This window comes from Roseateles saccharophilus, assembly GCF_031458095.1.
Lineage (GTDB): Bacteria > Pseudomonadota > Gammaproteobacteria > Burkholderiales > Burkholderiaceae_C > Pelomonas > Pelomonas saccharophila_A.
Genome location: NZ_JAVDXU010000002.1, coordinates 189,192 through 215,333, shown reverse-complemented (window position 1 = coordinate 215,333; position 26,142 = coordinate 189,192). Strand labels below are relative to the sequence as shown.

The following is a 26,142-nucleotide window of genomic DNA, read 5'->3' as shown; positions in this document are numbered from 1 at the left end:
GCTAGACGCCCACCAATGCGTCTCGGGTGAGGGCCGCCTGCTCGCGCACCCAGTCGGCGAACTGCTGCACCTCGGGCCGGCGTGCGGCATTGGGTCCGAGGATCATCCAGTAGCTGAAGGGGCAGCTCAGGCGGCCACCCTTGCCGAAGGGTTCCACCAGCTCGCCGCGCTGCACATGCTCATGCACCAGAGGCAGGCGGGCCAGGGCCACGCCCTGGCCGGTCAGGGCGGCCTGCACCTGCTGGTAGGTGAAGTTCAGATACAGCCAGCGCCGCGGCTGCAGCTCGGGTTCGCCCTGTTCGATCAGCCAGCGCCGCCAGCTCAGGAACTCGGCGCTGGGTCGGGCGTCGTCCTCCTCGGCCAGGGCGTGCTGCGCCAGGTCGGCCGGTTTTTTCAGCGGCGCCGGCGGGTTCTGCAGATACCAGGGGCTGACGGCGGGCGACAGCATCTCCTCGAAGAGCTGGATGGCATCGGCTGGCACCGAGGGGCGGTCGTCATAGCGCAGCGCCAGGTCGGTCTCGCCATCCTCCAGGTCCACCTTGCGGTCATAGGCCGAGACGCGGATGTCGATGTCCTCGTGCGCGCGCTGGAAGGCCTCCATGCGCGGTATCAGCCACAGCGACGCGAAGGAGGCGAAGGTGCTGACGTTGACGACGCGCCGGCCGCGGGTGCGGCGGATCTGGCGCACGGTCTGGTCCAGCTTGGAGAGCACGGCCACGGCGGTGGGCAGCAACTGGGCGCCGTCGCTGGACAGCTCCACCTTGCGCGTGCCGCGCAGGAAGAGGGTGCAGCCGATCTCTTCTTCCAGCGACTGGATCTGGCGGCTGATGGCCGACTGGGTCAGGCTCAGCTCCTCGGCCGCGGCGCGGAAGGACAGCAACCGGGCCACCGCCTCGAAAGCGCGTAGGGGGCCTATTGACAAAGGTCTTTGGCGTATGGGGGCTGTCGGCATGGCAGAAGTCGGTGCGAGAGGGGCTGCGCGGGCGCAGGGCTAGACAGCAGGCCTTGGTCGGGCTGGTTGCCCGGCCAAGGCCTGCAACAACGCCATGCGCCCGCGCAGGCCTTCTCCCGAAGGGTTGTCACTCGGAAGTCCGCGCGGCAGTGGCTGGTCTGCAGCGTAGCAACCCATCTTGGCCTCAAGGCCTTCCGCGGACTTTCGAGTGGCAACGCGCCGGCTTATGTCGTGCCGGCAGCTCCCTTTGATTCATGCGTGAATGGTATCAATCCGCGCTGCGGAGTCATTGGACCGTCTTGGGCAATCTAAGCAGAATCCCTGACATCAACCCAGGAGAGTCATCATGAGTGATGCGCAATCTACATGGCATTTGGACGGTGGCCGGGCCCTGACCCTGGCTGGAGCTGCTGAGGCCCGTCGCCTGGCGGTGGCCCGCGGCCGCGTCTGGCTGACCCTGTCCGGCACCGCCGACGAGCCGGCTGAAGATCAGTGGCTCGAAGCCGGCGAAGCCGTGGCCCTGGCCCCGGGCCAGACCGCAGTGCTGGAAGGCTGGCCGGCCGCTGACTTCGAACTGCTGGTGCCGCCGACTTCAACCGCGGCCAGCCGCGGTCTTCTTGGCCGCCGGTTTTTTGGCGGCGGACTTCTGAGCCGCTGATTTCGAGGCCGCCGGTCGCTTGGCCGGCGCCTTCTTGACCTTGGCGTTCGCCGCGCGCAGGGCAGCCTCTAAGCCGAGGCGGGCCCAAGGCAGCATCAGCGGCGGCGATTCCAGCGCCTCCTCCGGCGCTCGGTAATAGCCCGTCATGACGCGTTCGCCATCCTTGGTCTCGAAGCTGAAGGGCACGCAGCCGGCGGCGATGAAGCGTTCGCGCGTCGTGTCGTCGGTCTTCAGGAAGAACTGGCCATGATCGATCAGCGCCATGAACAGGCCATCGACATAGAAGCCCTGGCCGCCGAACATGCGCCGTACGCGCACGGGGCCCAGCGGCGACAGCAGCTCGATGCAGAGCTCGGTGAAGGCGTCCATCAGCCTTTCCAGGTGAATGGGAAGTGCAGCTGGCGCAGGAAGCCATCCGGCACATAGTCACCCAGCACGCCGTAGCGCTCCGGCCATTTGCGTTCCGACTGCACCGCGGTGCCGAACAGGTGGTCGAGGAAGGCGAAGTGAGCCGCGTAGTTCTTGTCCAGCGCCTCCTGGTCCTGGGAGTGGTGCCAGTGGTGGAAGTTGGGCGTCACGATGACGTAGCGCAGCGGCCCCAGGCGCACGCTGACATTGGCGTGGTTGAACACGGCCTGGAAGCCGACGACGACGATGTAGGCGTCGATGACCTCCTTGCTGAAGCCCAGCACGAAGATGGGTGCCAGCACCAGGGTGCGCGTGATGATGAGTTCCAGGATGTGCTGGCGCGAGCCGGCCAGCCAGTCCATGCTCTTCACGCTGTGGTGCACCGCATGCAGCCGCCACAGCATGGGCACCTCGTGATAGGCCCGGTGCGTCCAGTACTGCACCAGGTCGGCCACCAGGATGATGAGGAAGAGGGCCACCGGGAAGGGCAGGCCCTGCACCCAGCCCTGGATGCCGTCCTTGGCCGCCCAGCCGAAGAATTTATGCACCAGCAGATTGGTGGCCAGCAGCACGAAGCCCACCGCCAGGTGGTTGACGATGAAGTGCTGGAAATCGGTCTGCCACTCGGGACGGAACACCGGCTGGTCGCGGCGCAGCGCGAACAGCTTCTCGATGAAGACGAAGATCAGCGTCGAGCCCAGCAGGTCGAGGATGAACCAGTCCAGGCCGATATAGGGCGTGTTGTCGGGGAAGTTGGGGTCGACCTCGACCTTGTGCCCGCCCAGGGCCAGCGTCATGCCCAGCAGGATGAAGGTGCTCAGGGCCAGCCAGCGCTGGCGGCTGAAGACGATGTTGAACAGGGCCAGGCCGCCCGACAACACCAGGCTCCAGTACAGCAGGCGGCGCATGACGTCGACGTCATAGGACTTGCGCAGCTGCGGCGTGGTCAGGTATTCGGGGAAGTGGAAGGCCAGCACGCCGAGAAAGCACAGGATGGCCAGCCCCAGCGCGATGACGCCGCTGACCATGCCGCGGCCGGGCCTGAGGGCCCCGCTCGATTCGCTGAGTTGGTTGAGCTTGTCCAGCATCCGCTGTTCTCCCTGCATGACGATTGCGTGGCGCGACTTTAGTGACGCCGGGCCTTGGCCCACAATGGCCAGATTCCCAGGCATGGCAGGAATCTTCACCCTTGGACGCCAACGACCGCGCCGCCATCCGGCACAAGCTGATCGAACAACGCCTGGCCCTGCCCGACCGCCTCGCGCTCGCTGCCGACCTGCAGGAGGTGTTGCGGGTATGGCTGCTCAGGCGCAAGGAAACCACCATCGGCGCCTATTGGCCCATCAAGGGCGAGTTCGATCCCTTGCCGGCCCTCTACCGATGGGCTGAGGACCATCCCGAGCGGCGCATCGGTTTGCCGGTGGTCGACAAGGAGCACCGCACGCTGCGCTTTCACGTCTGGTACCCCGGCTGTCCGATGGAGGAAGACGCCTTCCATATCCCCAAGCCCAAGGGCACTGAGGAGTTCCAGCCCCAGCTGATGCTGGTGCCCTGCCTGGGCTTCGGGCCCTGCGGCCTGCGCCTGGGCTATGGCGGCGGCTTCATGGACAAGACCCTTGCCGAGACCAAGCCGCGGCCGGCAGCCGTGGGCATTGGGTATGCGCATGGCTTCTTGCCGCTGCTGAAACCGAGCGCGCTGGATGTGGCGCTGGATGCGATGCTGACGGAGGAGGGGGTGGTGTGGGATCGCGAGGGGTGAGCGCCCGGGTCGTGTCGTGACGTGACGTGCTGTCACACAATCGCCGCCACCAATCCACAGGGAGACCCATCATGTCCAGACTTCTGCTGACCCTTGTCCTGTGCGCCGCCTCAGCTGCTGCCCACGCCGCCGCCAAGCCCTGCGATGAACTCAAGACCGAGATCGCTGCCAAGCTCGATGCCAAGGGGGTCAAGGGCTACGAGATCGCCGCGGTCGAGAACGACAAGGTCGGCGACGCCAAGGTCATCGGCAGTTGCGATGGCGGCGCCAAGAAGCTGACCTACGTGCGCAAGTGAGAACGCGGCGATGAGCCTCTACCTCGACCATCTCGCCGCCCTGCAGCGCCACGCCGAGAGCGCGCTCGAGCGCACCGGTTTCGACATGCTGCTGATTGCGTCGGGCATCGAGAAATACGCCTTCCTCGACGACCGGCCCTATCTCTTCCAGGGCAATCCGCACTTCAAGCACTGGCTGCCGCTGACGAATCACCCGCATTCCTGGCTGGCCGTGCGGCCGGGCAAGAAGCCGCGCGTCGTCTACTACCAGCCCGACGACTACTGGCATGTGCCGCCCAGCGCGCCGAGCGGCGAATGGGTGGATGCCGTCGAGCTCATCGTCATCCGCGAGCCCGAGGAAGCGGCCCAGGCCCTGGCCGATCTCGTCACGCCGCGCACCGCCATCGTCGGCGAGGCCGATGCGGCCCTGGCGGGCCTGCAGCCCAACAACCCCGAAGCCCTGCTCAACCTGCTGCACTGGGCCCGTGGCGCCAAGAGCCCTTATGAGCTGGAGCAGATGCGCGCCGCCCAGCGCCGCGCCGTGCCGGGCCACAACGCCGCGCGTGCCGCCTTCCTGCGCGGCGAGAGCGAGGCGGGCATCCACCGCGCCTATCTGGTCGCCACCGGCCACACCGACCGAGACCTGCCTTATACGAACATCGTCGGTCTCAACGAGCATGCCGCGGTGCTGCACTACCAGTACCAGGACGAGAGTCCGCCGGCCGAGTCGCGCAGTTTCCTGATCGACGCCGGTGCCCAGGTCAACGGCTATGCCAGCGACATCACCCGCACCTGGGTGGCACCCGGCCATGACGAGTTCGCGGCCCTGGTCGCGGCCCTGGAGGCCGAGCAGCTCGGCCTGGTCGACGAGGTGCGCGAAGGCGTGGACTACCGCGACATCCACTTGAGCACCCATCGCCGCATCGCCCGCGTGCTGCGCAACGCCGGCATCGTCAACATGAGCGATGAGGCCATGGTGGAAGAGGGCGTCACCAAGCCCTTCTTCCCGCATGGCGTCGGCCATCTGCTGGGTCTGCAGGTGCATGACGTCGGCGGCTTCATGGCCAGCGAGACCGGCGGCGTGGCCGACAAGCCCGAGGGCCACCGCTATCTGCGCCTGACCCGACCGCTGCAGGCCGGCATGGTGGTCACCATCGAGCCCGGCCTCTACTTCATCCCGACGCTGCTGCGCCAGTTGCGCGCCTCACCCCAGGCCGCCCAGGTGGATTGGGATGCCGTGGATAGGCTGGCGCGCTATGGCGGCATCCGCATCGAGGACGACGTGGCCTGCCGAGGTGCTGGCGAGGCGCCCGAGAACCTGACGCGGGACGCGTTCGCGGCAATGTGATGTGTTTGCCCCTCGTCCGGTCTTGCCACGCTGGACGCGGGCCGGCTAGGGAGCGGCCCGTCGCTAGGCCCGCACGCTGAGATGGACCTGGTGGTGACGTTGCTGATCGGCGCGCTCGCGCTGCCCGCCAGTGCGCCGCCGCCTGACGCCCAGTTGGGGCGCGTCGCGGTCCAGGGCGAGTCCGCCACCGCCCGCGAGAAGAAGACGCTGGGCCAGCTCTTCAAGGCCGAGGCGCTGTTCGAGAAGCACCATGCACTGGCCCCCGCTGCGGCGCTGAAGTTCAAGGTCTATGCCCGCACCCAGGCCGATGCCGCGCCCAGCCTCGAGCTGGGCCTGATGACGCCGGCCGGCCGCCAGCCCCTGGGCCTGGACGCCGAGGACCGCTTCAGCATCGACCCGGCCTGGCGGGTGCTGCCCGAGCGCACCGAGGTGCGCAGCCGCCTGGCCGACGGCCGCGTGACCTGGCGGCCCGATATCCGCACGCCCGGTGTGCCCGAGGGCGAGCGCCGCCTGGGTGACCTGAGGCTGCAATGCCGCGTCGCCTTCGGCAGCGGCGTGGCGCGGGGGACCGACTTGTTCGGCGGCCTGTTGTCCTTTGCCTTCGACGACTGCTGGGACCGCGATTGGAGCCCCAGCAATTTCGCCGACCGCCCCATCTTCGCCGTGACCCTGGTGCACGGCGAGCGGCGTCTGACCCTCAGCGAGCGCCTGCTGCATGGCCTGCGCGATGACGGTGGTCCCAAATACGACTGGGGCTATTCGCTGCGCGAGCGCATGTTCCGCCTGCCCATGGGCGACGAGGGCTGGCCGGACGATACGCGCGTCGTCTTCGAGGCCATGGACGATCCACCGGCTGCGCCGGACGGTGCCGTGCAGGCGCTGAAGGGCGACTGGGTGCAAGCCGCGCTGGCCCTGTCGCCCGGATTGACGCCCGCCGAGATCGCGGAGCGCCTGGGCAAGGCGAGCGACGACACGCGCTTTGAATCGGGCCGGCGCTTGCAGCGCCATCTGCGCGAGGTCAAGACGCCGGCCGGACCGCTGCAGCTGGAGCTGGTCAGCCTCTTTGACGCCAACGACCGGCTGCTGAAGTCCTCACTGCGGCGCTTCGAGCTGCCCAGGCGCTAGCGCGGATCGCCGTACTGCACGCCGCGGCCATGCGTGCCGACGTAGACGCGGCCGAAGACTTTCGGATCGCCGCTGACCTGCAGGATCAGGCCCCATTGGTGGGCGTCGTCGTTGATGCGCCGCCAGCTCGCTGCCCCATCGGTCGAGCGGAAGACGCCGTAGCGGCCGGCCACGGTGCCAACGAGATAGAGGGCCGGCTCCTTCGCGCCCGGTGCTGCACGGCCGAAGCCGAAGGCGTGGATCTGCGAGACGGCGGGCAGGCGCTTGAAGGCCTGCCCATCCCCCGCGCGGTAGAGGCCGTGGAAGGCGGCGAGCCACAGGTTGCCTTCCCGGCCGGGCGTGGCGTACAGCCTGTCCTGGCCGCCACGGTCGTCGCCGCGGTTGCTGTGGTTGTTGCTGCCGGCGGCGGCACGCAGGGCGGGGCCGTCTGGCAGGTCCAGCGGTCGCGCGCCGAAGCTGTTGCCGCCGTCGTCGCTGGCGTAGAGCTTGGCGTCGAACAGGGCCATGGCATGGAAGCGCTTCGGGTTCACGCGGTCGGCGATGACGCGGGTGCCGGCGGGCAGGCCCTGGACCGGCGTCCAGCTGTCGCCGCGGTCGTGGCTGACGTGGGGTATGCCGCCCTTGGGGGTCCAGACCCAGGACTGGCCGTCGGCGGACACCGCGATGAAGCCGTCGCCCGTCTTGCCTTCGGGCGTCGTCCTGGGTTCGCGCCAGGTCTTGCCGCCGTCCAGGGAGTAGCCAAGGTTCTTCCCGCCGCCATCGCGGGCATGGCCGATGCGCACGACGACCTCGGGCGCCAACTCGGCGCCGCTCACATCGTGGGTATTGCCGAAGAAGGGCGGCTTGGGGTTGCCAGCTGCGGGCTTGTCGAGATCGGTGTGGACGAAGCCCGAGTAGTCGCCAATGGCCGTCACCAGCGGCACGCCCTGGGTCGGGCTGTGCAGGGCCAGGGCCACGGTCTCCTCGATGCCGGTGGCCATGACCTGCCAGTGCGTGGGCTTGGCGCTGTCGGCCTGGGTCAGGTCCAGCGTCTCCCAGCCGCCATAGCCGGTGGTGAACAGGGCATGGTCGGGGTTGGCGGGGTTGATCTTGACGTCATAGAGCCAGTGCAGAGGGGTGTCGGCCACATAAGGCGCGGCGGCGGCGTTGAATTGGGCGGCGGGGAAAAGCGGCTTCCAGGTCGTGCCGCCGTCCGTGCTGCGAAAGAGTTGGTCGCCCCTGCCGCGGCCGGCCGTGCTGGCGAGCAGGCGCTGCGGATTGGAGGCATCGACGGTGACGGTGGCGTAGCCGAAAGCGTCAGCAGCACCGGGCCGTTCGGGTGTGATGTCGGCCCAGGTCTTTTGGGCGATGTCGTAGCGCCAGACCGCACCGTCCTTCATGCGGTGCGGGCCGGGCTCGCTGGCATAGGCGACGTAGAGGCGGCCGTCGCTCGCGAGGGCGGCGCGCATGGGCCGGTGAGCGGGCGGCGCGCCCGGAACGGCTTGCCAGCTCGCACCGGCATCGAGGCTGCGCCACAGGCTGGGCCGGCCGACGACCGACACGCCGGCGTAGAGCGTGCGGCTGGGCTGGCCGCGCTTGCCGCTGGTGGGGTCGAAGAGGACGAAATTGATCGTCGCCTTGCCGTCGCTGCCGCCCCAACTGGGCGGAGCGCCGTCCGAGGCATCGCGGCGCCAGGCCGAGTCGGGGAAGGCATCGACGCGCTGGAAGCTCCTGGCCGCATCGCCGCTGCGCCACAGGCCGGCGAGGCGGCTGCCGAGGTAGATGACCCGGCCGTCGTTGGGGTCCACCGCCAGCCGCTCGCCATTGCCGCGGCCGCCCTCGTTGCCGCCGAGCTTGAACGGCAGGTCGGTGCGTTCGAAGGTCCGCCCGCGATCGTCGGAGCGCAGCACGGCGCCGTTCGGCACGGCGGGGTTGGTATAGGTGCCGCAGGCCAGGTACAGGGCGTCAGCATCGTTGGGGTCGACGGCCAGGCTCTCGACGCCCATCAGGTTGACTTCGCTGAGCGGCAGCCAGTCCAGCAGCGGCTGCCACGCGCCTGTCGCCGTGTCGCGCCGGTAGGCGCCGCCCATGTCCGTGCGGGCATAGGCCAGGCCCGGTACGGCGGGATGGAAGACGATGCCATCCACAAAGCCGCCGCCGACGATGGCGACGGGCTTCCAGGCATAGGGCACATCGGCGGGCGGTGCGGCGAGCACCACGGATGCAGCGGCCAGCGCCAGGGCGCCCAGCCAGGGCTTGATGGGGTTCATGTCTCCGGCTCTTCTTGAATGACAGCGTTAGACATCGTAATTTGTTCGTGCGACGAACAAATGCGGTTTACCCGTGGAAACTGGATGTCGTAGGTGCCAATGGCGGTGCGGCGTCGCCCGAGCTAGAGACAGCTTTGCAGCTGCATGACTCTCGCGGTCATGCCATTGCGGGCCGGGCGACGCCTCCGGCCTGTCAGGTCGACCGTCTCAACGAGTACCTAGGGAAGCAATCACCCCGTCGCAGGCCGCTTCCACCAGGTCCAGCACCTCCTCGAAACCCGCCGCGCCGCCATAGTAGGGATCCGGCACATGCGGCTTGCCGGCGTGCGGCGCGTAATCCATCAGCAGCTGGAGCCGATGCCGCTGCCCCGGCGGACACAGGCGCTGTGCATTGGCGAGGTTGTCGCCATCCATCGCGAGCACGAGGTCGAAGCGTTCGAAGTCCTGTGCGACCAGCCTGCGGGCGCGCAGCGCGCTGAGGTCATAGCCGCGCTTGAGCGCATGCTCCTGGCTGCGCTCATCCGGTGGCGCACCGACGTGATAGCCATGCGTGCCGGCAGAGTCCACCTCGATGTCGAGACCCGCCGCCTTCAGCTTGGCGCGCATGACGCCCTCGGCCGTCGGGCTGCGGCAGATATTGCCCATGCAGAAGAACAGGATGCGGCGTGTCATGGCCGCATTGTCTAGAACCTCATGTCTGCCCGCAGCGAGATCACCCGAAAGGTCGTGTTGCGCGACCAGGTGTCGGTCACCAGGTTGTGGCTGGTCAGCGGGTCGACATAGGTCGCCTCGGACGTGGCCTGCGCATCGCGCGGCAGCAGGTTGGCCAGGGACAGGCGCCAGTTGATGCCGTCGCGCACCGAGCCGCTGGCCCAGGACAGGTAGGCGTCGAGCTGGCGGCGCGAAGTCTCCTCGCGCCTCAGGTTCTCGGTCTGCTGCACGCGGGTGCCGGGCACATAGTTGAAGTTGAAGCCGCTGCCGAAGTTCTGCCCCAGGGCCTTCCAGCGGTGGTCCAGGCCGAAGTTCAGGCTGCCGCGCGGCTGCTGGTCCAGGCGTGCATTGGAGCCGGGGATGCCCTTGACCTTGCTGTCGAAGACGGCGACGTTGAAGCGCAGCAGCAGCAACTGCCATTCGGGCGGCGCCTCTTCCCAGACCTCGTCCAGGCGCGCCTTGACTTCGAACTCCACGCCCATGGTGCGCGCACCTTCCAGGTTGCGCGGCCGGCTGACCCAGCGCTGCGAGGTGCTGTCCCAGGGCACGGTCTCCAGGTCGATGCGGCTGCGGATCAGGCTCTTGATGTCGCGCACGAAGGCGCTGCCCGACACGATGCCGCCGGTGGGCAGCCAATGCTCCAGGCTGAGGTCCACGCCGGTGGCGAGTTCGGGCCTGAGGTCGGGGTTGCCGGCGCGGTCGGCATAGGTGGGCAGGTTGGGACCGGTGGGATAGGTGGTGTTGATGGTCGGCCGGGCGATCAGGTCGTTCAGGTTGGGCGAGCGGTAGCTGCGCGTCAGGCTCAGCCGCACCTGGTCCTTAGGGAAGGCCTCGGGCTTCCACAGCAGGTGGAAGAGGGGCGAGGTGACCTGGGAGACATTGCGTGTGTCGGGCAGCAGGCCTGCGGCATCGGAGCGGGTCTCGATGCGCTCGTAGCGGATGCCGGCATAGACCGACCAGATCTTGCTCGGGCTCCATTCGTCCTGGGTGTAGCCGGCGAAGCGCTGGCTGCTCGAACCCAGGGTGTCGCCGAACTTCTGCAGGGCGGGGGACTCCAGGCCGTCGATCAGCGTGCGCCGAACCTGGGTGCGCTGGCTCTGCTCATGCTCCAGGCCCGTCACCCATTGGTGTTCCTTGGCCGTCTTCAGGCTCCACTTGGCGCCCAGGCTGGTCTGGTCCTCGTCGGTGACGTTGCGGTCGTCCTGCACGCGCTGGTAGTCGATGCCCACGTCCTTCAGGCTCTCGTGGCGCTGGCTGTTGCTGGTGTTCTTGAAGCCGCCGCGGCCGATGCGGAAGTCCCAGGTCTCGCCGACGGCGGGCCGGTAGCTGGCCGACAGGTTGAGGCGCAGGTTGTGCATGCGGCCGTCGAACTCGCTGTGCACGTCGCGAAAGCGCGTGAAGCCGACGGCGTTGTTCTGGCTGTGGCCCTCGTTCTGCGACAACGCGAAGAAGGGCGCCAAGTTGAAGCTCAGCGTGTCGCTGAACTTCCAGCGCAGCCGGGCGTTGCCATTCAGATTGCTGCTGTTGCCCACGCTGCTGCCCTGCTGCACGGTCTCGTTGAGCACCTCGCCGGTGTCGGTGTCGACGACGCGGTTGTGGGAGTCGATATTGTTGAAGCGCCGATGCAGGCCGCCGTTGACGGACATGGCGCCGACGAATTCGTCGGCGTTCGGCCCGCCCCATTTGAGGTTGCGCGTCCAGCTGAAGTCGGCCTGCGGCTCGCCGCGATCGCGGCCCAGCGTGAAGCGCAGCTCGTGGTCGGACTTCTGCAGCGGCTCGCGCAGGATGATGTTGATGGTGCCGGCAATGGCGCGGGCCCCGGTCTCGGCGGTGGGAGCGCGATAGATTTCGATGCGCTCGACCTGGTCGGGTGGCAGGTCTTCCACGGCAAAGCCGGCCGGTGCGCGCTCGCCATCGACCAGGATCTGCGTGAAGCCTGCCCCAAGGCCGCGCATGCGGATGTCGCCGCCGCGGCCGGGGCGGCCACCGATGGTGACGCCGGGCAGGCGGCGCAGCACATCGCCCAGCACCGTGTCGCCATAACGGTCCAGGTCTTCGCGCTCGATGACGATCTTGCTGGCCGTGCTGTTGCGCCGGCGGCTGTTGGCCGTGGGGCCGCCGCTGACCTCGACGCGGTCGAGCTTGTTGGCGGCGGCGCTGGCGGCCGGGGCGGGGGGCTTGGGCGCCGTCTGGGCCACGCTCAAGGCGCTGGCACATAGCAAGGCCAGCGAAAAGAGGAAGCGGCTCATGGCCGCGCATTCTGGCGGCGGGCGCGCGGTCGCTACCGACGTAAAGCGCTCATTTACATGAGCGGAAGTTATGGCCCGTCAGGCGGCGCGGCCCAGCCCCAGGCGCTTGCAGAGTTCCAGCGTCAGCGCGCTCTGGTTCAGCGTGTAGAAGTGGATGCCCGGCGCGCCGCCGTCGATGAGGCGCTCGCACAGCCGCGTGATGACGTCCAGGCCAAAGGCGCGGATGCTGGCGGCATCGTCCATGAAACCTTCCATCTTCATTTGCACCCAGCGCGGGATGTCGATGCCGTCGCGCTGGGCGAACTGGGCGATGCGGCCATAGTTGTGGAAGGGCATGATGCCCGGCACGATGGGCTGGGTGACACCCAGTTTGCGGGCCTCGTCGACGAAGTGGAAATAGGCGTCGGCGTTGAAGAAGAACTGCGTGATGGCGCCATCGGCGCCGGCGCGCATCTTGTCGACGAAGTGCTGCAGGTCGCGCGCCGCATAGCGCTGCTGCGGGTGCACCTCGGGGTAGGCCGCCACCTCGATATGCCAGTCCTTGCCTTGCGTCTCGCGGATGAAGCCGACCAGTTCGGACGCATAGCGGAACTCGCCCGCCGTGGCCGTGCCGCTGGGCAGGTCGCCGCGCAGGGCGACGACGCGGTGGATGTTCTGGGCGCGGTAGGTGGCCAGGATCTCGGCGATGTTCTCGCGCGTGGAGCCCACGCAGCTCAGATGCGGCGCAGCCTCGAAGCCGGCCGCGGCGATGTCCATCACGGCGGAGAGGGTCTTGTCGCGCGTGGAGCCGCCGGCGCCATAGGTGACGCTGAAGTACTGGGGCGACATGGCGCCCAGCTCCTGCACGACGGTCTTGAGCTTCTCGACGCCGACCGGCGTGTTGGGCGGGAAAAATTCAAACGAAACAGGGGTGCTCATCGGGAGGCCCACAAGAAGAATTCGCGGTTGCCATCACCGCCGGTGATGGGGCTGTCGAAGTAGTCCAGCACCTTGAGGCCGAGGGCCGTGCAGGCCAGGCGCACGCGGGCTTCCAGTCGCGGGTAGTCGGCCTCGTCCTTGACGAGACCGCCCTTGCCCAGGGCTTGTGGCCCCAGTTCGAACTGCGGCTTGATGAGCACGAGCAGATGGCCGTGCACCTCCAGCCAGGGCAGCAACTCCGGGAGGCTGCCCACCATGGAAATGAAACTCAGGTCGCCGACGATGAGCGTGAAGCCGCCCGTCGGCTGGTGCTGGCGCAGCACGTCCAGCTCGCGCACATGCACGCCCTCCAGCGCGGTCACGCGCGGGTCGGCCTGCAGCTTGGCATGCAGCTGGCCGTGGCCGACGTCCACACCCACCACATGGCGCGCGCCATGGGCCAGCAGGCAGTCGGTGAAGCCGCCGGTGCTCTGGCCGACGTCCAGCACCGTGTGCGTTGTGACGTCAAAGCCGACACGCGTCAGCGCGCCTTCCAGCTTGAGCCCGCCGCGCGACACATAGCGCAGCTCCGCGTCGTCGGTGACGCGCAGCTGGGCGGTCTCGGGCAGGTCCTCGCCGGCCTTCTTCAGCGCGGCCCAGCCGGTGGGCGAGGCCCATTCGGCGGCGCCGTTGCTGATCAGGCGCTGGGCCACCGATCGGGTCGGTGCCAGGCCTTGGGCGACGAGGAGTTGGTCAGCGCGCATTGCTCGATCAATAGCGATACGTGTCGGGCTTGTACGGACCAGCCTTGTTGACGCCGATGTAGGCGGCCTGCTCCTCGGTGAGCTCGGTCAGCTGCGCATTCAGCGTGGTCAGCTGCAGGCGGGCGACCTTCTCGTCCAGGTGCTTGGGCAGCACATAGACCTGGCCGACGGCGTAGTTGTCCTTGTGCGCGAACAGCTCGATCTGGGCAATGGTCTGGTTGGCGAAGGAGGAGCTCATCACATAGCTCGGGTGGCCGGTGCCGCAGCCCAGGTTCACCAGGCGGCCCTTGGCCAGCAGGATGATGCGCTTGCCGTCCGGGAAGATGACGTGGTCGACCTGGGGCTTGATCTCTTCCCACTCGTACTTCTCGAGGGCCGCGACCTCGATCTCGTTGTCGAAGTGGCCGATGTTGCAGACGATGGCGTTGTTCTTCATCGCCAGCATGTGCTCGTGGCGGATGACGTTCTTGTTGCCGGTCGTCGTCACGAAGATGTCGGCCTTGTCCTGGGCGAATTCCATGGTCACGACGCGATAGCCTTCCATCGCGGCCTGCAGCGCGCAGATGGGGTCGATCTCGGTGACCCAGACCTGGGCCGACAGGGCGCGCAGGGCCTGGGCCGAGCCCTTGCCCACGTCGCCGTAGCCGGCCACGACGGCGATCTTGCCGGCCACCATCACGTCGGTGGCGCGTTTGATGCCGTCCACCAGGGACTCACGGCAGCCGTAGAGGTTGTCGAACTTGCTCTTGGTGACCGAGTCGTTGACGTTGATGGCACGGAACAGCAGCGTGCCCTTGGCGGCCATTTCCTTCAGGCGGTGCACGCCCGTCGTCGTCTCTTCCGTCACGCCGATGATCTCGGCGCTCTTGCGGGTGTACCAGGTGGCGTCCTCGGCGACCTTCTTCTTGATGGCCGCGAACAGGATGCGCTCTTCCTCGCTGCCGGGGTTGGCCAGCACGGACAGGTCCTTCTCGGCCTTCTGGCCCAGGTGCATCAGCAGCGTCGCGTCGCCGCCGTCGTCCAGGATCATGTTGGGGCCTTCGCCCGCTTCGCCCTTCGCGCCGAATTCGAAGATGCGGTGGGTGTAGTCCCAGTAGTCTTCCAGCGTCTCGCCCTTGTAGGCGAACACGGGCGTGCCGACGGCGGCCAGGGCGGCAGCGGCGTGGTCCTGCGTGGAGAAGATGTTGCAGGAGGCCCAGCGCACTTCGGCGCCCAGGGCCTGCAGAGTCTCGACCAGCACGGCCGTCTGGATGGTCATGTGCAGGGACCCGGTGACGCGGGCGCCCTTGAGCGGCTGGGAGGCGGCGTATTCCTTGCGGATGGCCATCAGCGCCGGCATCTCGTGCTCGGCGATCTTGATTTCCTTGCGGCCCCAGTCGGCCAGCGACAGGTCCTTGACGATATGGGCGGGGAGGTTGGCGGTCATGGGCAGCTCCTTCAAGCGAATGAAGCCGCTGGCGACGACGGTGCGGGGGAGATCAATCCTCACCCAGGCACGGTCGGCCAGCGGGTGAGCGCAGTTGCAGGGGGTCTGAGCTTCCGAGCCTGGCCTCAATAGGTGCTGAGGTTGCAACGCTCCTCGGAAGGAGGCGGCATTCTAGCCGGCAGTGTTGCGCAGAAGCGAGATGTCCTCGCGCGGCGGGGCGCCGAAAAGGCGACGGTATTCACGGCTGAACTGGCTGGGGCTCTCGTAGCCGACCCGGTGGGCGGCGCTGGCGGCGTCCAGGCCGTCGCCCAGCATCAGCCGGCGCGCCTGCTGCAGGCGCAGATTCTTCTGGAACTGCAGCGGTGACAGGGCGGTCAGCTGCTTGAAGCGCAGATGCAGGGTGGACGGGCTCATGTGGGCCAGTTCGGCCAGCTCGTCGATGGACAGCGGCTCGGCGAAGCGGCGCGTCAGCTGCTCGATGACGCGGTTGAGCCGGCGCGCCACACCGTCGCCCTGGGCGAGGCTGCGCAGCCGCGGCCCCAGCGGGCCGGTCAGCACGCGGTAGAGGATCTCGCGCTGCACCAGGGGCGCCAGCGTCTTCAGGTCCTGCGGGCTGTCCAGCAATTGCAGCAGGCGCAGGGCCGCGTCCAGCAAGGGCGCCGTGACGGGGGCGACATGCAGGCTGGCGTCGCCATCCCCTGGCGGTGCATCGTCTTCCAGCAGCAGTTCGGTCAAGGCCTGGGTCTCGCAGCTCAGGCGCATGCAGACATAGGGCCTGGACGGGCTGGCCTCGATCACCTGGCCGCGCGGCAGCATGGTCATGGGCACGACCAGGCATTGCATGGCGTCGTAATGCACGACGCGCTCGCCGAGCTGGGCGCGCTTGCGGCCCTGCAGTACCAGCACCAGGCCGGGTTCGTAGACGGCCGGCACCGGGTGGGCCGGGGCGCTGGCGCGGATCAGCCGCAGCCAGGGCAGGGCGGTCGCGTGCAGGCCGTCGCCGGGCGCGCGGGCCAGGGCCGCGGCGATGGTGCGTTCGCGCAGGGGCTGCAGGTCGTCATCGGTAGGCATGCGGGCAATTGTGCAAACGCTTTATGCAGCACGCCGCGCGCCGGGGCTTTGGATCGGAGGATCAGGCAAGCAACCGCCAGCTTTGTGCTGGGCGAGCGGGGTGGGGATTCCTAAGCTCTCGCCATCCCGTTGATCATCTCTGCAAGGAGTTCCACCATGACGCATTCCTCCCATCCCCGCCGCCGCCTGGGCATGCATGGCCCCGAGGTCTCGGCCCTCGGCCTGGGCTGCATGGGCATGTCCGATTTCTACGGCCCGGCCGATGACGTGCAGTCGCTGCTCGTGCTCAACCATGCGCTGGACATCGGCATCAACTTCCTCGACACGGCCGACATGTACGGCGTCGGCGCCAATGAGCGTCTGCTGTCACGTCTGCTGGTCGAGCGCCGTCGCGAGGTCGTCATCGCGACCAAGTTCGGCAATGTGCGAGCGCCCGACGGCACGATGCTGCGCATCGATGGCAGCCCGGCCTATGTGCGCGAGGCCTGCGACGCCAGCCTGCAACGCCTGGGCGTGGAACACATCGACCTCTACTACCAGCACCGCGTCGACAAGAAGGTGCCCATCGAGGAGACGGTGGGCGCCATGGCCGAACTCGTGAAGGCCGGCAAGGTCGGGCATCTGGGCCTGTCCGAGGCCTCGGCGGCGACCATCCGCCGCGCCCACGCCGTGCACCCCATCGCCGCTGTGCAGACCGAGTATTCGCTGTGGAGCCGCGATGTCGAGGCCGAAGTCCTGCCGACTTGCCGCGAGCTGGGCATTGCGCTGGTGCCCTACAGCCCGCTGGGCCGCGGCTTCCTGACCGGCGCGATCCGCTCGGCCGAGCAACTGGCGCCCGACGACCGCCGCCGCATCCACCCGCGCTTCCAGGGCGAGAACCTGGACCACAACCTGGCGCTGGCCGATGCGCTGTCGGCATTGGCTGAGGAGTGGAGCTACACGCCCGCCCAGCTCGCACTGGCGTGGCTGCTGGACCAGGGCGACGACATCGTGCCCATCCCGGGCACGCGCAGCATCGCCCGCCTGGACGAGAACGCGCTGGCCGCGCGCATCCACTTCGACGCTGGCCGACGCGAGCGCATCCAGGGGCTGCTGGCCGCGCATGCCGTGGCCGGCACGCGCTACCCGGCGGCGCAGATGGGGGCGCTCAACGCTTAGTTCGGAGAGGTCGTGCTGCGATAGGCCCAGAAGCGCGGCAGCAGGAAGCCGGTGGCAACGACGCCGGCGAGGCAGATCGCCCCGCCCATCCAGATCGCGGCCGACACGCCCCAGGCATCGGCCATGAAGCCGGCCCGTGCATTGCCGACCAGCGGGCCGGTCAGGTAGCTGATCATCTCGATGCCGGCCAGCCGACCGCGCAGCGTGTTGGGGATGGTCTCGTTCCAGATCGTGCCGCGGAAGACGCCGCTGACCATGTCCGCGGCACCGGCCACGGCCAGACACATGAGGCCCAGCATCAGGCTGGGTGCGAAACCGAGGGCCACGATGCCGACGGCCCAGACGGCCGCCGCGATGACGACGGCGCGGCCATGGCGCGAGACCTTGCCCGTCCAGCCGCTGAACAGGCCGATGATCAGCGCACCCACCGACATGGCCGACAGCAGCCAGCCCACCGACTCGGTGCGCCCGTCCGCCGCCGCCATGGCCGGGAACAGCGCGACCGGGAAAGCGAAGGCCATGGCGACGATGTCGACGATATAGGTGCCCATCAGCTCGGGCCGCTTCCAGGCAAAGCGCAGGCCCTCGGCCAGGTCGGCCAGCAGATGGGGCCGCTCACCCGGAGCGTCGACGCTGCCGAGGGCTTCGCGTGGAATGCGGGCGATGAAGAACAGTGCCGCGATGAAGGTCGCGAAGTCGAAGACATAGGCACCGACCGCGCCCCATTGGGCCAGCAGGACGCCGGCCAGCGCCGGCCCGGCCACCATGCCGACGGTGCCGCGCACCGAGGACAGGGCCGCGACGGCCGCGAACTCCTCGGGCTTGGCGAGCCTTTGCGTCAGCGCCTCCAGCGCCGGGCGGTGGAAGCCGCTGGCCCCTTGCAGCACGGCCACCAGCGCGTAGATGGCCAGCACGCTGGGCGCGGCACCGAGCGCATTCATCAGCAGGCCGGCCAGGCACAGGGCCATCAGCGCTTCGGAGCCGATCAGCAGGCGCTTGCGGTCGACGCGGTCGGCCACCGCGCCGCCCAGCAGGCCGCAGACGACGACGGGGATCAATTGCACCAGGCCGAGCAGGCCGACCTGGGCGTTGGAGCGGGTGAGTTCGTAGAGCTGCCAGGGCACGGCCACATAGCTGACCATGGTGCCCAGGCCTGAGATGAACTGGCTGGCGAAGAGGCGTCGAAAAGCGGTGTTGCGGCGCAGCGGGCCGATGTCAAGAAGCATTCAGTGAGCTTGGCTTTCGAAGCGGGCAAAGCGCGTTTCCAGGTCCCATTGCAGGCGGGCCTTGGTATTGGCGGTGAGGAAATCGCGGCAGCGGGTGTTCTTCACCTCGCGGCCTGCGCGTTCGCTGGCGCAGACCGCGACGAAGCGGCCATTGCCTGTGTCGGCCAGCAGCGCCTGGCCCTCGACAAAGCCGTAGTGGAGGGCATTGCGCGACAGTTGCTTGAAGTCACGGTAGTTCAGCTTGGGATAGGTGGCCGCGGCGCGCTGGTACTCGTTGGTCAGGTCGATGCGAAAGACGCCCTCGTCGTCGGCCGACAAGGCGGTGGGCACGCCGAACTGGCGGTAGAGCATCCAGGGGTGCTGATCGCCCCTGAGGTCGTGCACGATGGCATTGCTGGTCAGGTTGATCTCGACGGCGATGCCGCGCTTGGCCATGTCGCGCAGCGTGTCGAGGGCGCCGGTCTCCAGGCCAATGGCTTCGCCGTGGCCGATGCGGCGCGCGCCGGCAATGTCCAGGGCCTGGCGGATGTGGTCCTTGAAGTCCTCGGGCGGCACCAGGCCGAAGCCGAACTCGCCGGCATGCAGGGAGACCTTCACGTCGGGGTAGAGCTTGCCCAAGGCGCCAATGACGCTCATCTGCTCGGTGTAATGGCGCAGCGTGTTCGGGTCATCCTCGGGCGCGACGAGGTTGAGCCCGACCCAGCGCGGGTCGGCCTTGACCAGCAGGAAGGCCAGCGCGATCTGCGCGTTGACCTGCTCGGGCGGGAAGGTGCGGATGACCTGGGCCAGATAGCGCAGGGCCACGCCGCAGCCCGGCTCGGCGTTGGCCTGGCCACAGTGCGACAGCTCGCGCCAGCGCTTCTCGATGCGGTCCAGCTCGATGCGCGTGTCGGCCACGATCTTCTGCAGGGCCGGGTGGCTGGCCCAGTCCTTGGCCGGGTGGTCGGCGCGGAAGGCGCCGGGCTCGGCTGCGGCGATGGCGCGCGCCTTGTCCATGCCCCAGGACTGCAGCAGTTCCAGGTAGACGGTGTTCTCGGCGCCGCGGCGGTTGGTGGCTTCGCGCAGCATGTCGCCTTCGCGGCCCAGAGTGCCGGGGATGAAGCGGCCGAAGGTGTCGAAGACCTGGTCATGGCCGGACTTCGCGCCGCGCTCGTAGTTGCGCACCGAATAGGCATCGACGAGCTGGCGGTAGTTGACCGAGTCGGCCGCGTAGCCCTTCATGGCCGGGCGGGAGGCGTCGCAGGGCGGGTAACTGATCTGCCCGGTGATGGGCGCCACGCATTTGCCGTCCTCGGCCGCCCACTGGATGATGTTCTCGGCATAGATGCTGCCGTCCAGGTGGTTGTGCAGGTCGCCGCCCTTGGGGAAGCCTGCCATGAACTGGCGCAGCAGCCAGGGACTGTCGCGCAGCTTCTGGAAGGCCTTGGCGGTGCTGGCTTCGTCGGCCTGGGCGCTGCCCAGCAGTGCGAGGGAGGTCAGCAGCAGGGCGGCGAGGCGATGCATAAGAAAGCCTTTCAGTCGTCGAGTCCCAAGAAAATGTTCAGGCGCTGGATTTCTTCGTCCAGCGCCGCCTTGTACCCCGCATCCCGCGGCGCCTTGCCCGTCACATAGCCGCACTCCACCTTGAGCCGCCCGTCCTTGACGCCCGCGTTGGCCCAGCCAATGACCTGATCCCGCCACAGCAGCGGCAGCGCATAGTGGCCGCGCACCCGCTTGGCCGCCGGCGTGTAGGCCTCGAAGCGATAGGCCCAGCCCCACAGCAGCTCGAAGCGGCGCCGGTCCCACACCACCGGGTCGAAGGGCGCCAGCAGGCGCACCTGTGACGGGATGCGCCAGCCGCGCGTCGGGTCTTCGTCGGCCGGCCAGTACCAGTCGACACCGTCGACCCTGGCGTGGGCCAGCCTCTCCTTGGCGCGGGCGATGGTCGCCGGGGCCAGTTCGCGCCACTGGTGGGCGCCATGGAAGAGCATGCGGATGACCAGCGACAGGCTGGCGGCCGGCAGCGGCGCGTACTTCTGCACCAGCACGTCGGCCATGGCGTCCATGGCGATCTGCGGGTCGGGATGGGGCTCCCATGGCGGGCCCAGGGCATAGACGCGCGTGCCACTGTCGCGCCGCACGACGTCCAGATGGCCGCGGTAGTGCAGGCCGTCCAGCAGCTCAGTGGACAGGCGGCTGTTGCCGCCGAACCAGTTCTTCACAGGCCCATGGTTGAGTGCCGCGTCGACGTCGGCCGGGTGGGCCTCGCCCAGGCGCTCGACCTCGGCCAGCACGGCCTTGGCCAGCTTCCAGCGCGGCTTGTCCCAGACGCGGCGCGTCGTGCGCGGGTGCATCAGCGCGCGCAGCTCGGGCGTGACGAAGCCGTAGTTGATGAAGAAGTCTTCCTGCAGCGGCAGGCGCGGGTAGCGGCGCTCGAGGTCGCCGGCCTGGTAGCCCTTGACGCGGTGGCGCAGCGTCAGGTCCTGGGCGCGCGCGGGAGCCCGCAGCGGGTCGGCCTGCACGAAGCCGCCGAGCTTCTCGACGGCCTTCAGCAGCGTCGTCGGGGTGAACAGGCTGCGCGCCACGGCGTGGCGGCGCAGGGCGGCGAGATCAAAACCTTGAGGCATTCCTGTCGGGGTCCTGGGGCAGAGCCTGCTTGCGGGCGAACATGTCGGCGTCGGCATGGCGCAGCAGGCTCTCGGTGTCCTGGCCGTCGTCGGGGTAGAGGGCGATGCCGAAGCTGGCGCCGACCTGGAAGTCGGCCGGGGCGATGCCGGCCAGGCTTTCCAGCGGCGCGCGCATGCTGGCCTCGAGGTGGTCGCGGGCGGCCTCGGCGTCGGCCCGGTTCTCGACCGAGTCCAGCAGCAGCACGAACTCGTCGCCGGCGTAGCGGGACACGATGTCGCCGATGCGCACGCCGGCGCGCAGGCGCTGGCCGATCTCCTTCAGCACCGCGTCGCCGACGCCGTGGCCGAAGCGCTTGTTGATCTCCTTGATGCGGGCCAGGTCGACGAACATGACGGCGAAGGGCCAGCGGTCGCCACGGCGGCGCTGCTGCAGGATGCGGTCCTCGATGCGGCGCAGGATGGCGCCGCGGTTGGACAGTCCGGTCAGCTGGTCGGTCAGCAGACGCCTTTGCATGTCGGCGAAGCTGCGGGCGAGTTCGCCGAGCTCGTCACTGCGGTGCACCTTGGGCGGCTCGTCGAGCACGCCGTCGCCGACGCGCCGGGCCGCCTCGGCCAGCTCGCGCAGCTCGCGGGTGACGATGCCCAGCACCGCCCAGCCCAGCCCCAGGGCGATGACGACGCCCAGGCCAGCGAGCGCGGCGGCCTGCACGAAGTTGCGCTGCACGCCGGCCAGGAAGTCGGCGCGCGGCACGGCGACGACGATGAGCCAGTTCAGGCCCAGGGCGGGATCGACGCGGGCATAGCCGAGCTGCACGACGCGTCCCTCGGCATCGGTGAAGCTGGCCGTGCGCGCCGCGGTGCCCAGGGTTTCGGCCTCGGCCGCCGTGCGCTGGCGCACCGCCTCGAAGGCCGCCGCGACCAGGGCGTCGGAACTCTGGGCGGCATTCAGGCGCTCGTGCTGGCCGACGGCCACGGTCTTCATGTGCGCGCCGCGCGACACGCCGACGAGCTGGCCGTCGCCTTCCACGACCATGGCGACGGCGTTCTCCGTCAACGTCACGCGCTGCAGCAGGGCATTGACCTGCTTGAGCGGCAGGTCGGTCGCGGCCACGCCCTCGGGCTCGCCGACATCGTTGCCGACGCGCTTGGTGCGGGTCGTGACGAGGTCCAGGGTCTTGAAGTCGATATAGACCGGCGTCCAGCTCAGGGAGGCCGGGTTGGCGAGGGCGGCCTGGTACCAGGGCCGCTCGCGCGGCTCGAAGACCTTGTCCTCGACGACGGGCGAGCGCAGGTCGCCGGTGATGCCGCTCAAGCGGTAGATGGTGCGCGGCCCTTCGCCCTGGGTGCGCGTCCTGAGCTCGGCCTCCAGCTCGGAGAAGCGCCACAGGCCGAGGAAATGGCCGTGGCGGTCGCCGTAGTAGACGTAGTTGTTGGGATCGCGGTGCACCGAGGTGGCCAGCCAGAAGCGGTTGCGCAAGGTGTCCAGCTCCTTGGGCAGGTTCTCGGGGGCGGGCAGGCCGGTGGGGAAGGCGGCTTCCAGCACGGCGTCGGCCCCTCCGACATGGCGCTCCAGGGCCACGGCGATGCGGCCCACGGCCTCGACGAGGAGCTGGCCGGACAGGTTGTCCACCGTGTCGCGCCCGGCGCGCCAGGACAGGGCGCCCACGAGCAGCACCAGGGCCAGCACCAGCACGACATAGGGCAGCGTCAGCAGGCTGCGCAGGCTCAGTCGGTCGGTCAGCGTCCTGATCGGCAAGGCGGGAACTCCGGTTGGGTGGGCCGCGGCAGGTTAGCAGGGCCGGGTGGGGCGGCGTAACCCCAGGCGCCCCGCCGGCAGGGCCGCCGGCCCAGCGCACTAGAATTCAAGGTTGCCCTGCGGTTTTTGCGCCGCCCACCCCAAGGAATTCAACGTGTTCATCTCCAACGCCTACGCTCAGGCCGCCCAAGGCGCAGCCAGCCCCGAATCCGGCCTCCTCGGCATGCTGCCCCTGGTGCTGATGTTCGTCGTGCTCTATTTCGTCATGATCCGCCCGCAGATGAAGCGCCAGAAGGAGCACAAGGCCATGATCGAGGCGGTGCAGAAGGGTGACGAGGTCGTCACGGCCGGCGGCATCATCGGCAAGGTCAGCAAGCTCGGCGACAACTTCATCCACCTGGAAGTCGCCAACGGCGTCGAACTGCAGATCCAGCGCAGCGCCGTCACCCAGGTTCTCCCTAAGGGCAGCTTGAAGTAATCCTGCACGCGCCCATCTCCCGGGCCACGCCGTCCGGGCGCTGCTGATGACGCCGCGCAGGCGCATACAAGGAAGTCCCCCATGAACCGCTATCCGCTCTGGAAGTACGCGATCCTGCTCGTCGCGCTGCTGATCGGCACGCTTTACACGCTGCCCAATCTGTTCCCCGACGCGCCTGCCGTGCAGGTGTCCAGTGGCAAGGTCACCATCAAGGTGGACACCGCCCTGGTCGGCCGTGTCGAGACCGTGCTGCAGCAGGCCGGCATCAAGGCTGACTTCGTTCAGTTCGACGGCAACTCGGTGAAGGCCCGCTTTGGTGACACCGACACCCAGCTCAAGGCCAAGGACGCCATCAACAAGGCGCTCAACCCCGACGCCAACGAGCCCGGCTATATCGTCGCGCTGAACCTGCTGTCGCGTTCGCCCCAGTGGCTGTCGAGCCTGCACGCCAATCCCATGTACCTGGGCCTGGACCTGCGCGGCGGCGTGCATTTCCTGATGCAGGTCGACATGAAGGCGGCCCTGACCAAGAAGGCCGAGGCGCTGACCGGCGACGCGCGCACCATGCTGCGCGACAAGAACATCCGCCACGCCGGCATCAGCCGCGATGGCAACACCGTCAACATCGCCTTCCGTGACGTCGAGCAGCGCACGGCAGCGACGGACGTGCTGAAGAACCAGCTGCCCGACGTCATCTGGACGCCGCTGGATGAAGGCAGCGAGCTGCGCCTGAGCGGCACGCTCAACCCCAAGGCCCAGCTCGCCGTGCAGGAAGCGGCCGTCAAGCAGAACATCACGACGCTGCACAACCGCGTCAACGAGCTCGGCGTCTCCGAGCCCGTCATCCAGCAGCAGGGCGTGGACCGTGTCGTCGTGCAGCTGCCCGGCGTGCAGGACTCGGCCAAGGCCCAGGACATCATCGGCCGCACCGCCACGCTGGAGCTGCGCATGGTGGACGACGGCAGCGAGGCGCTGGAGGCCCTGAAGGGCAACGGCCCCGTGCCCTTCGGCACCGAGCGCTTCATCGACCGCGGCTTCGGCCCCATCATCGTCAAGCGCCAGGTGGTGCTGACCGGCGATGCCCTCATCGACGCCCAGACCGGCTTCGACGAAAACCACCAGCCCTCGGTCGACCTGACGCTGGACGCCAAGGGCGCCCGCATCTTCAAGGACCTGACGCGCGAGAACGTCGGCAAGCGCATGGCCATCATCCTGTTCGAGAAGGGCAAGGGCGAGGTCGTGACGGCACCGGTCATCCGCGGCGAGATCCCCAACGGCCGCGTCAAGATCTCGGGCGCCATGACCACGCAGGACGCCAACGACACGGCCCTGCTGCTGCGCGCCGGCTCGCTGGCCGCGCCGATGGAGATCATCGAGTCGCGCACCATCGGCCCGAGCCTGGGCAAGGAAAACATCGAGAAGGGCATCGCCAGCGTCACCTGGGGCTTTGCCGCCGTGGCCGCCTTCATGTGCGTCTACTACCTGCTGTTCGGCGTGTTCTCGTCGCTGGCCCTGGGCTTCAACCTGCTGCTGCTGATCGCGGCGCTGTCGCTGATGCAGGCCACGCTGTCCCTGCCGGGCATCGCCGCCATCGCCCTGGTGCTGGGCATGGCCATCGACTCCAACGTGCTGATCAACGAGCGCGTGCGCGAGGAACTGCGCGGCGGCGAATCGCCGCAGCAGGCCATCCGCCTCGGCTATGAACGCGCCTGGGCCACCATCCTGGACTCCAACGTGACGACGCTGATCGCCGGCGTGTCGCTGCTGGTGTTCGGTTCCGGTCCCATCAAGGGCTTCGCCGTCGTGCACTGCCTGGGCATCCTGACCTCGATGTTCTCGTCCGTCGTGTTCTCGCGCGGCCTCGTGAACCTCTGGTACGGCCGCCAGAAGAAACTCAAGAGCGTGTCCATCGGCCAGGTCTGGAAGCCTGAGCCCGAGGCCACCGACGTCGCCGCGAAAGCCTGAGGAAGCTGGAACATGGAACTCTTTCGCATCAAGCGCGACCTGCCGCTGATGAAGCATGCGTTGATCTTCAACGCCATCTCCTTCATCACCTTCGCGGCCGCCGTGTTCTTCCTGATCACGCGCCCCCTGCATTTCTCCATCGAGTTCACCGGTGGCACCGTCATCGAGGTGGCCTATCCGCAGGCGGCCGAGATCGAGAAGACCCGCCACACCATCGAGAAGATGGGTTATGGCGAAGTCCAGGTGCAGAACTTCGGCTCGTCGCGCGACGTCATGATCCGCCTGCCGGTGCGTGCCGGCGAGAAGCAGACCGAGGTGGTCGGCAAGGTCTTCGGCGAGCTGTGCGTGGCCGAATCGGGCGCCGTCAGCGAGCACCAGGAAGTGACGGCCCAGGGCGAGCAGGTCAGCAAGCAGATCTGCAAGAAGGCGGACGGCGCCGAACCCATCAAGCTGTCGCGCTCCGAAGTCGTCGGCCCGGCCGTCGGCGCCGAGCTGGCCCAGGACGCCGCCAAGGCCCTGGCCGTCACGGTCGCCGGCATCATGATCTACCTGGCCATCCGCTTCGAGTGGAAGTTCGCGCTGGCCGGCATCATCGCCAACCTGCACGACGTGGTCATCATCCTGGGCTTCTTCGCCTTCTTCCAGTGGGAGTTCTCGCTGGCGGTGCTGGCGGCGGTGCTGGCGGTGCTGGGCTATTCGGTCAACGAGTCGGTGGTCATCTTCGACCGGGTGCGGGAAGCCTTCCGCAAGTTCCGCAAGATGAACACCCACGAGGTCATCGACCACGCCATCACGTCGACGATGAGCCGCACCATCATCACCCACGGCTGCACCCAGCTGATGGTGGTGTCCATGCTGCTGTTCGGCGGCCCGACCCTGCACTACTTCGCCGTCGCCCTGACCATCGGCATCCTGTTCGGCATCTATTCCTCGGTCTTCGTGGCCGCGGCCATCGCGATGTGGCTGGGCGTCAAGCGGGAGGACCTGGTCAAGGCCGCCGTGAATCGTGACGACCCCAACGACCCGAACTCCGGGGCCGTCGTGTAGAGTGACCGCAACCA

Annotated in this window: 23 protein-coding genes and 1 riboswitch; of the genes, 9 read left to right on the top strand and 14 right to left on the bottom strand. The window is 68.3% G+C overall.

The window, feature by feature from the left end; translation table 11 throughout:
• Position 1: 1 nt before the first annotated feature.
• A complete protein-coding gene (locus tag J2X20_RS13570) occupies positions 2-889 on the bottom strand; it encodes a LysR substrate-binding domain-containing protein (protein WP_409034163.1) in 888 nt (295 codons plus the stop codon).
• Between the two features lie 409 nt (positions 890-1,298).
• Here J2X20_RS13570 and J2X20_RS13565 point away from each other — a divergent pair, with 409 nt between their 5' ends.
• On the top strand, positions 1,299-1,610 hold the full coding sequence (locus J2X20_RS13565) for a DUF2917 domain-containing protein (RefSeq protein ID WP_310265572.1): 312 nt from the start codon (positions 1,299-1,301) through the stop codon (positions 1,608-1,610).
• Here J2X20_RS13565 and J2X20_RS13560 read toward each other — a convergent pair.
• Together J2X20_RS13560 and J2X20_RS13555 are read right to left on the bottom strand one after the other, a co-directional pair.
• On the bottom strand, positions 1,545-1,979 hold the full coding sequence (locus tag J2X20_RS13560; RefSeq protein WP_310265570.1) for a TfoX/Sxy family protein: 435 nt from the start codon (positions 1,977-1,979) through the stop codon (positions 1,545-1,547). The two genes, J2X20_RS13565 and J2X20_RS13560, sit on opposite strands and share 66 nt — an antisense overlap.
• Positions 1,979-3,106, bottom strand: coding sequence for a sterol desaturase family protein (locus J2X20_RS13555; protein ID WP_310265567.1), 1,128 nt, complete (start codon positions 3,104-3,106; stop codon positions 1,979-1,981). Before J2X20_RS13555 ends, J2X20_RS13560 begins: the two co-directional genes overlap by 1 nt.
• Positions 3,107-3,207: 101 nt before the next feature.
• Between J2X20_RS13555 and J2X20_RS13550 the strand changes: the two genes are divergently transcribed.
• The 4 genes from J2X20_RS13550 (at position 3,208) to J2X20_RS13535 (ending at position 6,525) form a co-directional block, all read left to right on the top strand.
• Positions 3,208-3,777 (top strand): 5-formyltetrahydrofolate cyclo-ligase, encoded by a 570-nt coding sequence (locus J2X20_RS13550; RefSeq protein WP_310265564.1) that lies wholly within the window; start codon positions 3,208-3,210, stop codon positions 3,775-3,777.
• 71 nt (positions 3,778-3,848) lie between these two features.
• A complete protein-coding gene (locus J2X20_RS13545) occupies positions 3,849-4,073 on the top strand; it encodes a DUF1161 domain-containing protein (RefSeq protein ID WP_310265562.1) in 225 nt (74 codons plus the stop codon).
• 10 nt (positions 4,074-4,083) lie between these two features.
• Positions 4,084-5,400, top strand: coding sequence for a Xaa-Pro dipeptidase (pepQ, locus tag J2X20_RS13540; RefSeq protein ID WP_310265559.1), 1,317 nt, complete (start codon positions 4,084-4,086; stop codon positions 5,398-5,400).
• Between the two features lie 93 nt (positions 5,401-5,493).
• A complete protein-coding gene (locus J2X20_RS13535) occupies positions 5,494-6,525 on the top strand; it encodes a hypothetical protein (protein WP_310265557.1) in 1,032 nt (343 codons plus the stop codon).
• On the opposite strand, the gene J2X20_RS13530 is transcribed toward J2X20_RS13535, so the two are convergent.
• The 7 genes from J2X20_RS13530 to J2X20_RS13500 form a co-directional block, all read right to left on the bottom strand.
• Positions 6,522-8,774: a WD40/YVTN/BNR-like repeat-containing protein gene (locus J2X20_RS13530; protein WP_310265554.1), complete on the bottom strand. Its 2,253-nt coding sequence runs from the start codon at positions 8,772-8,774 to the stop codon at positions 6,522-6,524. The two genes, J2X20_RS13535 and J2X20_RS13530, sit on opposite strands and share 4 nt — an antisense overlap.
• A gap of 207 nt (positions 8,775-8,981) precedes the next feature.
• Entirely contained in the window at positions 8,982-9,446 is a 465-nt protein-coding gene (locus J2X20_RS13525) for a low molecular weight protein-tyrosine-phosphatase (RefSeq protein WP_310265552.1), read from the bottom strand.
• 11 nt (positions 9,447-9,457) lie between these two features.
• Positions 9,458-11,734, bottom strand: a complete 2,277-nt coding sequence (locus J2X20_RS13520; protein WP_310265550.1) for a TonB-dependent receptor plug domain-containing protein — start codon at positions 11,732-11,734, stop codon at positions 9,458-9,460.
• 78 nt (positions 11,735-11,812) lie between these two features.
• On the bottom strand, positions 11,813-12,652 hold the full coding sequence (gene metF, locus J2X20_RS13515; protein WP_310265549.1) for a methylenetetrahydrofolate reductase [NAD(P)H]: 840 nt from the start codon (positions 12,650-12,652) through the stop codon (positions 11,813-11,815).
• Positions 12,649-13,395, bottom strand: a complete 747-nt coding sequence (locus tag J2X20_RS13510) for a TlyA family RNA methyltransferase (RefSeq protein ID WP_310265548.1) — start codon at positions 13,393-13,395, stop codon at positions 12,649-12,651. The genes metF and J2X20_RS13510 overlap by 4 nt, the downstream gene beginning before the upstream one ends.
• Positions 13,396-13,402: 7 nt before the next feature.
• A complete protein-coding gene (gene ahcY / locus J2X20_RS13505; RefSeq protein ID WP_310265546.1) occupies positions 13,403-14,821 on the bottom strand; it encodes an adenosylhomocysteinase in 1,419 nt (472 codons plus the stop codon).
• Between the two features lie 79 nt (positions 14,822-14,900).
• Positions 14,901-14,982, bottom strand: a riboswitch (S-adenosyl-L-homocysteine riboswitch).
• A 10-nt stretch (positions 14,983-14,992) separates the two neighbouring features.
• Positions 14,993-15,892, bottom strand: coding sequence for an AraC family transcriptional regulator (locus J2X20_RS13500; RefSeq protein WP_310265543.1), 900 nt, complete (start codon positions 15,890-15,892; stop codon positions 14,993-14,995).
• 156 nt (positions 15,893-16,048) lie between these two features.
• On the opposite strand from J2X20_RS13500, the gene J2X20_RS13495 reads away from it, so the two are divergent.
• The gene (locus J2X20_RS13495) at positions 16,049-17,050 is read left to right on the top strand and encodes an aldo/keto reductase (RefSeq protein ID WP_310265541.1); all 1,002 of its coding nucleotides are present in this window, start codon (positions 16,049-16,051) and stop codon (positions 17,048-17,050) included.
• On the opposite strand, the gene J2X20_RS13490 is transcribed toward J2X20_RS13495, so the two are convergent.
• From J2X20_RS13490 to J2X20_RS13475, 4 genes are read right to left on the bottom strand one after another with little or no spacing between them, the layout of a single operon-like run.
• The gene (locus J2X20_RS13490; protein WP_310265539.1) at positions 17,047-18,276 is read right to left on the bottom strand and encodes an MFS transporter; all 1,230 of its coding nucleotides are present in this window, start codon (positions 18,274-18,276) and stop codon (positions 17,047-17,049) included. The two genes, J2X20_RS13495 and J2X20_RS13490, sit on opposite strands and share 4 nt — an antisense overlap.
• On the bottom strand, positions 18,277-19,779 hold the full coding sequence (locus J2X20_RS13485; protein WP_310265537.1) for a hypothetical protein: 1,503 nt from the start codon (positions 19,777-19,779) through the stop codon (positions 18,277-18,279).
• 11 nt (positions 19,780-19,790) lie between these two features.
• On the bottom strand, positions 19,791-20,882 hold the full coding sequence (locus J2X20_RS13480) for a DNA glycosylase AlkZ-like family protein (protein WP_310265535.1): 1,092 nt from the start codon (positions 20,880-20,882) through the stop codon (positions 19,791-19,793).
• Entirely contained in the window at positions 20,866-22,638 is a 1,773-nt protein-coding gene (locus J2X20_RS13475) for a diguanylate cyclase domain-containing protein (RefSeq protein ID WP_310265534.1), read from the bottom strand. Before J2X20_RS13475 ends, J2X20_RS13480 begins: the two co-directional genes overlap by 17 nt.
• A 154-nt stretch (positions 22,639-22,792) precedes the next feature.
• On the opposite strand from J2X20_RS13475, the gene yajC reads away from it, so the two are divergent.
• From yajC to secF, 3 genes are all read left to right on the top strand, one after another.
• The gene (gene yajC / locus J2X20_RS13470) at positions 22,793-23,116 is read left to right on the top strand and encodes a preprotein translocase subunit YajC (RefSeq protein ID WP_310265533.1); all 324 of its coding nucleotides are present in this window, start codon (positions 22,793-22,795) and stop codon (positions 23,114-23,116) included.
• Positions 23,117-23,197: 81 nt separating this feature from the next.
• Complete coding sequence (gene secD / locus J2X20_RS13465; RefSeq protein ID WP_310265531.1) at positions 23,198-25,081, top strand: protein translocase subunit SecD; 1,884 nt, start codon at positions 23,198-23,200, stop codon at positions 25,079-25,081.
• Between the two features lie 12 nt (positions 25,082-25,093).
• Complete coding sequence (gene secF, locus J2X20_RS13460; RefSeq protein ID WP_310265529.1) at positions 25,094-26,128, top strand: protein translocase subunit SecF; 1,035 nt, start codon at positions 25,094-25,096, stop codon at positions 26,126-26,128.
• Positions 26,129-26,142: the final 14 nt, after the last annotated feature.